At 60.8% G+C, this 8,116-nt stretch carries 8 protein-coding genes; all 8 read right to left on the bottom strand.

The window, feature by feature from the left end:
* Positions 1-957, bottom strand: a 957-nt coding sequence (gene pilV / locus KH208_RS14495; RefSeq protein ID WP_291437476.1) for a shufflon system plasmid conjugative transfer pilus tip adhesin PilV, incomplete at its 3' end; no start/stop codon positions are given.
* Positions 957-1,385, bottom strand: coding sequence for a type IV pilus biogenesis protein PilM (gene pilM, locus KH208_RS14490; protein ID WP_291437474.1), 429 nt, complete (start codon positions 1,383-1,385; stop codon positions 957-959). The genes pilM and pilV, both read right to left, overlap by 1 nt.
* Before the next feature lie 6 nt (positions 1,386-1,391).
* Positions 1,392-1,862: a type 4 pilus major pilin gene (locus tag KH208_RS14485; RefSeq protein ID WP_291437472.1), complete on the bottom strand. Its 471-nt coding sequence runs from the start codon at positions 1,860-1,862 to the stop codon at positions 1,392-1,394.
* Positions 1,863-1,864: 2 nt separating this feature from the next.
* A complete protein-coding gene (locus tag KH208_RS14480) occupies positions 1,865-2,926 on the bottom strand; it encodes a type II secretion system F family protein (RefSeq protein ID WP_291437470.1) in 1,062 nt (353 codons plus the stop codon).
* Positions 2,908-4,554, bottom strand: a complete 1,647-nt coding sequence (locus KH208_RS14475) for an ATPase, T2SS/T4P/T4SS family (protein ID WP_291437469.1) — start codon at positions 4,552-4,554, stop codon at positions 2,908-2,910. Before KH208_RS14475 ends, KH208_RS14480 begins: the two co-directional genes overlap by 19 nt.
* Before the next feature lie 8 nt (positions 4,555-4,562).
* Positions 4,563-5,189, bottom strand: a complete 627-nt coding sequence (pilP, locus tag KH208_RS14470) for a type IV pilus biogenesis protein PilP (RefSeq protein ID WP_291437467.1) — start codon at positions 5,187-5,189, stop codon at positions 4,563-4,565.
* Positions 5,176-6,474, bottom strand: coding sequence for a type 4b pilus protein PilO2 (gene pilO2, locus KH208_RS14465; protein WP_291437465.1), 1,299 nt, complete (start codon positions 6,472-6,474; stop codon positions 5,176-5,178). The genes pilP and pilO2 overlap by 14 nt, the downstream gene beginning before the upstream one ends.
* A gap of 3 nt (positions 6,475-6,477) precedes the next feature.
* On the bottom strand, positions 6,478-8,049 hold the full coding sequence (locus KH208_RS14460; RefSeq protein ID WP_291437463.1) for a secretin N-terminal domain-containing protein: 1,572 nt from the start codon (positions 8,047-8,049) through the stop codon (positions 6,478-6,480).
* Positions 8,050-8,116 lie beyond the last annotated feature (67 nt).

Here is an 8,116-nt window from a genome sequence, read left to right as displayed (position 1 = left end):
CAGAGGCGGCGCTTCCGGCCCGGCTTCAGCGATGGAGGGCGAGGTAAAAACGGCCGGAGCCGTACCCGTGTTGGGGGCGCAGACCGGCTTTGTGATCCGATCCCCGTTTTTGGCCACAGTGACGTTTTTCAGCAGAGCTGAATTTCCGGAATCGCCGATGATTTCCAAAGATCCATTCCGGCAGAGATAGAGGCCCTGAACGCTGTCCAGAAATACCCGGCCCTGATCTTCGGCGCTGGCGCAGGACTCGTCCGTGATTTCCCTCCCCTCAAACTGGAGTTCCGAGACATTCCGGATCGCATGATCCGTCATGTCCAGCTCCGTCTGCATGGCGTTCAGCTCCGGCTGGCCGGGTACAGCCACCCGATAGAGAAAATCCTGACCAAGCGCCGAAGAGTCATACGAGGACACCGCGCCCAGATGGCCGGAACCGGGAGAGGCTATCCCCACGGATCCCAGATCAAGGACCCAGCCGTTGCCGGCTCCTTGCAGCATGTTTTCCGTCTGTCCGGGCAATACTCCGGACGGTACATAGCCGCCGGCACCGCCCACCAGGGCGGCGGCTCCGGGAACGGTCACATTCCGGAATTTGTCCGTCTCGTTGTTCCGCCCGCCCGTGGTCAGGACAATGGCTTGCAGCGTCCCGGTCTGCGGTTGCCGGACATGGATCTGATACTCTTGCAGCCAGGCGTTGCGCGGCTGAAAGCCTTCGGTGAGAAAGCCCTCATTGATGAGATCCGCAATGGTGACGGACGGCCCGGCGCTGGCCGAGGCCTGCGTCAGCAAGGTGTCCTGATGCCGGTTCACATATTGCCGGGCCGCCCGCGTCACCGCCGTCATGTGATTGGCCACTATGCGCTGCTGCGTGGCCGTATGGCCGCTTTCCCACCAGCCGAGAAATCCCGGCATCATGATGATCAGGAGAATGATTGCGCCGATTGCGCCGAGCAGATGCATCAGTCCACCTCCGTCACGCTGACCAGATAACCGTTAGGGATGAAGCCCGGCACGGCTATGACATTGCCGAGCACCGGGACCAGGCGGCCGGAATCAGCCATGCCCAGGGCGAAGCTGCCCTGGAAAAGCCGGCGCACGGCGGCAATCTCCTGCGGAGAGGCTTCGCCATAGACGTAGCAGCGGCCCGCATCCACACGGGCGCGCCATGCGCGCAGCGCGCGCCAGCTTTCGGGCATGTTCAGGGATGCAAGCGGAATGTCGCCGGAAAGCCCCCGGTGCTCATAGACGTAGCGAAAGACCTCATTCCGGTAGATGGCATAGTTGACCGCCACGGCCCGGTATGAGGCATCTTCCTGGGAAATGTCCGCCGTATGCGGCAGCAGGGCGAGCACTCCAAGAAGAAAAGCGAGCACGGCGAGGGCTTTCATGGCGATTTACCGCGCGGTATAGGTTACAGTGTTGGTATCGCCGCAGGCGTCAGTCACGGCCACGGGATCGGATGGATCGATCTCGGCCCCGTTGACGCTCACGCCTGCCCAGGAATTACTCTGGAAACGGGCGAGCTGTGTGCAGTCCGCCTGCGGGATATTGAACAGCTCAATGGAAAACTGCCCATTGGCCTCATCGGCGCTCAGGGTGATATCGCCGCCCCAGGCGTTGCGAAGCGCGTCTCCCTTGATGAACGTGTCCGGCACGATGCCGGCTTTGATGGCGACTTCATTGTCCAGGCCGTTATAGTTGGTGCCCGCGAAGAATTGCTGAGCCTGCATGCGCAGGATGATCAACCCTTCCTGCGTGCTGGCCACATTGGATTTGCTGAAGCCCGAAGAGAGGCCGCCGGCCGAATAGGCCAGCACGATCAGGCCTAGAAGCAGGGCTCCCAATGCTCCCAAAAGGTGTCCCATAGTTAAAAGCCTCCTGTCTGAATCTGATCCTGAAAGGTTGTGCCCACGATGGCCACCAGAACGAGCTGGGCCAAAACAAGCAATTGAACGACAACGCCGATGACGCGCGCATAGCCGGCGACGCGCTCTGCGCCTTCGGTTATCCAGGTATCGGCGATTTCCATGATATGGGCCTGGAAACCGGGCATCCGGGCATAGACGCGCAGGTCATCCACAATCTCCCGGCTGGGGAAATCCATGCCGGAGGCCTGGAGCGCGCTGCCGAAATCTTCTCCATGCCGACTGTGCCGCAGGATGGCCGCGACAATTTCCCGCAGGTACGGAGAAGATTTCTGTTTCACCATGCCCTTCAGGATCTGGGAGAGCTGATGCCCGGCCTGCATGCGGGTGGCGATGGTATAGAGCCAGACCGTGCCCACAGTGAGCCTGTAGATGGACCAGGGGATACAGCGATCCGCAAGGCGGCGCAGCGATCCCGTCCACAACGGGAACGAAATGCAGATGGCGACCAGCGCCGCCAGGAAACCGATGCCGGCCAGGGCTCCAGCCCAGGATCCGACAAATTCCGAAAGCGCATAGAGCAGATATGCCGCCCCGGTCCAGGTTTTGGGATCTGAAACCATAACCAGTTGGGGCATGACCTGGACAGAGATCATGACCAGCATGGCGATGCAGGCGGCAAAGTACATGCACGGGCCGGTAAGGTTCGACAGCAGGCTTTTGCGGATGGATCCTCTGGCCTTGAGCACCCTGGCGGCCAGAGTCAGACCTTCGGCCAGACGGGCCGAGGTCTGGGCCGAAGCGATCAGCATGATTTCCTCCTGGCCGGCCAGACCGGCCAGGGCGTCGCCCAGAGTACGCCCCTGGCCGACGGTCCCGATGATATGCATATAGATATCCGCTAGAGGAGAACGGCTTTCCACGGCCTGCTCGCGCAGGCGGTGGAGGGATTCTTCCAGCGTCATACGGTTGCGAATCTGGGTAGCCAGCTTGCTCCAGACTCGCATGCGCACGTCCGCGCCGAACCATACCGCGGCAAGTATTTTCACAGTGGGGCTAAGCACGGCGCTTCCCCTTGTCTTGGGCTTGCTGACGGCGGGCGGCGCGCCAGATCCGCGTCAATGGGCATGGCCAGCATTTCTTCCGTGATGGCCGGGCCGATCACACCCGTGGCAATGAGATGCCGGGCATGCTCCAGATAGGTCATGCCCTGGAGTTCCGAGAGCCAGTAGCGCCGGGCCTCTTCGTGTTTTCTCTGGCGTAACAGACTCAGAAACCAGGGATCAGCGGCGACGACTTCCGCCACGACTGTCTGCTTATAAAGTCCGGGATGCCCGGAATTCTGGCAGCGCTCACAGCCGGTTCCACGCACGAAAATGCCCTCTCCCCTGGAGCCGCCCCAGATGATCTCATCCGGCATGATCCGGTGCAGGCGCGCGAGCAGGTCCGGACTGATGGAATCTTTATGATCCCGTAGCGGAATCTTGCAGTGGGGACAGAGCTTGGGCACCAGGCGTTGGAAGACCAAGCCGGAAAGTACAATAGGATCGCAGACGATATTGAGCGGTTCCGCGACCCTGGAGCGGAGTTGCACGTCCAGGCGCTGGATGATGCCCAGAGCATCGGCGGCGTGGATAGTGGCCCAGACAGCATTGCCGGACAGCGCCACCTCAATGGTGGCCAGTGCTGCTTCCGCATAGCGGATTTCACCGATCATAACCGTGTCGGTATCGTCGCGGTTCGTGCCGGCAATGGCGTTGGTATAGGCGTCGCCCCGCTCGTCGCCTTCCTTGGAAATGACCGGGATCTGATACATGCCCTTGATGGGCTTTTCCGGCGGATCTTCGATGGAAAGAAAGTTGTCGCCGGGCCGCTCTTCTATGAGAGCTTCCATGCAGTGGGCCAGAGCCGTGGACTTGCCCGATCCGGTGGGGCCGGAAATGAAGACAATGCCCGTGCGCGCGGACAACGCCCGGAAAAGTTCCGTCTGCGCCCTGGCTGTGCGCTCATGTCCTTCGCGGTCCACAAGCGTCGCGGGCTGGTCCGTATAGCCGAGCTTGGCCAGACGCTCTTCCAGGGAGCCGGACGCGCCTGTGGTGTCGTGCATGAGGCGCAAGGGCATGAAAGTGCCCTTGCCGTCCGGCGCGCCGTCGCACTCAATGGGCTCTGAGTGGATACGCACGGAATACAAGCCTTGGGGCAGATAGTCCCGATTGATAATACGGCCATCCAGGCGGGATATGGGATCAAAGGCCGGCGCGTCCTGGGCAGCGCCCAAATGTTCGTAGATAGTGCGGATCATGCGGCTGCCCGTTTCCACATCCAGCTCCATATCGTCGCGCAGCAGCCCCAGCACACGGAAACGGATGCGGACATGCGTTCCCATGTTGGCAATATGAATATCCGTCGCGCCGCACTCATAGGCGCGGGCTAACATGTCGATGGCCAACTGCTGGACCTCGTTTTCGCCTATGCCGCTACGGGAGGCGTAGCTGGAAAACTCCGCGTCGAAACGGCTGGGAGGCACAAACTGAAAGTCGCTGACTCCGCATGATTGCAGAGGCATAACAAGGTTGACCACGGGCATCTGGCCCTGAAGCTCTTCCGAGATGATCAGGGCGTCTTCCACCAAGGCGACGCGGGCGCGGATATGCTCCGGCAAGGCGTTGATCAGAGACGTGCGGCTTGACATGAGTACACCTACTCAAAGGGAATAGATGAAAGTTTGCCGTTGCGCCGGACGGAAACGCCCTTGCGCGTCACCTGAAGAATGCCGCCCCCGAAGGCCCCTCCGTTTTTCACGGTAACAGTGCGGCCTTCCGAGGTGCGAATAGTGGCCGTAAGCTTGCCGGCCACGCCCTGCACGGACACCACCACAGGCTCGCGCTTGGGCGCGGCCACAGGAGCGGCGACCGGCTTTTCCTTGCTCTTGGGTGGTATCAGGTCCGGCAGGATGATTTCCGGCTTTTTGGCTCCTTGGGAGATATCCTTCAGCCGTTGCTCCAGCTCCGCGATCCGCACCTGCTGTTCCAGGATGATCTTTTGCCCGCGATAGCGGGACAGTTCTCCCAGCGTGCTGGGGGAATTTTGCGCCTGATGCACCATCGGACTTTTTCCGGCGGCTTCGCGGGGCGTAGCCGCCGTGTCCTTCGGCTTGGCTGGGGTTTTGGGCTTGGCAACTGGCTGGGCCGGCCTGACGGCCGGCGGAAACGACGGAGCGGGGCTTGATCCGAATTTCTGGAAAGGGATGAGGCCAGCCACGCCAAGACAGGCCATGCCGAGTAGCACGGCGGCAAGCATCTGGAGCTTTTTCTTAGTGTCTTGCATAAATGCTCCCCTTCATGGACCAGCCGTTATTGAATGTGATGGATTCAACGGTCAGGCCGGGGATTTCAGCCAGCATGGCGAAGAGGCCGATGCCGTCCGGCCCGGTCTTGGATTCCATGAGCAGATCCGGAATGCTGGAAAGTTCCCAATTGGCCTCATGCCACGGGGCTATGACCTTCACCTTGTCGATGGTGCGGTCTTTTTGGGGCCTGAAGCTGGGAGGGGTAAGTTTCGTTGCTGTTGATTGCGTGATTTCCGCAAGCAGGCCCAGGGATTCTTCCCTGTTCAACAGCATGAAATGGTCCGTGCCGGGTCCGTCCGGGCGTCGTGAATCCACAGGCTTCAGCGCTATGGAGGAACGCGCCGTGCGCAGATCCTTTTCATCCAGGCGCGCGCCGTCCGGCAGACGGATGAAATCCGCGCCGCTGGCGTGTTTCCATTCCAGCGTCACCTTCTTGCCGTTGCAGATGGCTGATTGCAGTTCCCAGCCGTTGGAAGACAGGGGCAGATCCATCATCACCGGCAGGCAGCCAGCCACGAAGTCCGTGGCCAGGGGCTTTTCCTGCCAGGTCATCGGAAAGAATTTTTCCGGGTGACTTTCCAGATCTGCTTTGCGCTGGATCCTTTCCTGACGCGCCTGGCGGGCCACTTCGCGCGCGGCCCGATCCGCGTAATAGCTCCAGAAAAAGGCAACGCTGAGTATGACCGTCACGATTGCGGCAAGCCCGGCCATGCGACGGACAGTGCTATGCGAGGCCAGTTTTTTCAGGTTCGAGAGGTGCCCTTTGCCGCGCACCCATTTTTCCAGCGGCGTGAGCCGTACCCGGTCTTCCAGAAACATGGCGCTGGCCATCGGGCTGTCTCCCGTCTCCACTTGCAGCCCGGCGATCTTCTTCATCAGGGCCAGAGCGTCCCTGGCTTCCTGTTCGGAGTAGAAAACCTGATCCCCGAATTCGGCCACAGCACCGCCGATTCGCAGATGAAGCCACCAGAATTCTTTCCCTTCCGTGGAGCGGAAACTGAAGAGTCCAAGAAAATCAGGCGGCACATCAAGGCACGGGCAGAGCGCGGGCATGGGCGCATACCGCGCCCAGGACTCGCCCGCAGCGCCGAAGCCGAACTGGACGCCCTGTTTGCTATGACAGCGCGCCGAAACGTCAAAGGATTCATCCATCTCCTGGACCTGGGCCAGCAACGCCTTGTGTCCGACGAAGCGGCGTTTGACGGGAGGCAGCCAGCGCAGGCCCACGGCCCAGGGATGATTGTTGATGATGACCAGTTCCATTCCCTAATCCTCAGTCCCGCCGCCGGCGGCTTCCACCTCAATGGTGATGACCAGCAGCGTCTTGCCGTACTTGGCCCCGCGTCCGAAGTTCAGCAGGCCCAGAGAGTTGGCGAGTTGCTGCGTCTGGTCCTGGAAACCGGCCAGCACGAGAGTCTGACCCATTTGCATTGTGCTGCGCTGGCTGAAGGCGCGAGTGCTGGTTTTGGGCAATTGCACCGTCAGATCGCTGGTCGAGAACTCGGTCAGCTCATCCAGGCTGGACAGATTGATGCTGTATTGCAGCAGCACGCGCCGACGATCCAGAATATGAGGGATAATCGTCATGGCGAAACCGGTGGTGACTTCGCCGGGCGTGATCTCTGTCGTCTGGCCATAGTCGGATTGCGAGGAAGATGAGCCTGCCAGGTAGGCAATGCGCTTGATGGCCTGAATGGGCACGGGCTGGTTCGAGAGGATCAGCCCGCCGCCGGACGTGACCTGCGTAGCGTTGCCCCATTCCTTCAGGGCTTTCAGAACACCCGTGGAATTCTTGAGTTTGCCGGATACGATGGTCGCCGAGGCCGAAGACGGACTGCCCAGGGAAGCAAGGCTGCCGGCGACGATGGAGACATCATCGTTGGCAAAGAGAACCTGGAAATCCAGGCCTGCCTCATTTTCGTCCGTGACTTCCAGAGCCCAGACGTGGACGGTCAGCGCGACCTGGCGCGACAGGCGCTTGTTGATCTCGGCAATGTAATTGCTGACCTGGCGGACGTTTTCCGCGCGGTCGCGGACCGTGATGGTCCCGGCCGCCTGGTTGCCCACCACGCTACCTTCGGGAGACAGAAGAGCCTTGACCGCCTTTTCGGTATCGGCCCAGATGTCAAATTTGTAGTCCGTGGTGTTGGCTTGTGCCGTCTGACTGGACGTGTCCGACGTGGCCACCGTGGCATTGACGTTGGAACCGCCGATGCTGGAGCGCGTCGTCTCACGGGATTTGTTGGTGATATTGTCCTTGTATTCCCGCTTGCCCGGCGCGCCCAGGATGGTGAACGTCCGGACCGACAGCCGGGAGAAGACGACGGTATTTGTCTTGGCGTCGTAATCCCAGCCATAGCCCGAGGCGATGGCTACGTTGTCCAGCAGGCCGCGCAGGGGGCCTTCATAGGAGATATTCAGTATCCGCGACGGGCCGGAACCGGGCACGTCCAGCAAGTCAGGCAGGTCCAGGTTGCCGCTCTGGCCGCCGCTCTTTTTCTGGCCGGTCAGGGGCGCGGGGTCCGCGCCCACCTGGACTGTCAGCGGCGTCAGGTCCGCGATAGCGGCGGCAATGCTGCCCAGAGTACCGCGCTTGCGCAACGTCACATGGGTATTCAGGGCCGCCTGGGATTGCTCGTCCGCCCGGATGGGCACGGCCTTGACGCCCACATAAGGTTCGGCAACCACGTCCACGGCCTTGGACCGCGAAAGCGTGGTGAAGTCTCTGCCCTTGCCTTCTATAAGTTCCTGGTCCGGCGCGCCTGTGTGGGCGCAACCGAAGAGGATTACGCCAAGGAGAAGAAAGGCTATGCTGCGAAAGAACTGGTTCTTTTTCATAATGTTTCTTCTCTCTGGCTTTAGTGTTCCGACACTTCCATGACCTTGTTGCCCTGGTAGATGGTCA

Origin of the sequence: Desulfovibrio sp. (genome assembly GCF_018379785.1) — a bacterium.
Lineage (GTDB): Bacteria > Desulfobacterota > Desulfovibrionia > Desulfovibrionales > Desulfovibrionaceae > Desulfovibrio.
Note: the sequence above shows the minus strand (reverse complement) of the source record. Positions and strands in the feature narration are given on the sequence as shown.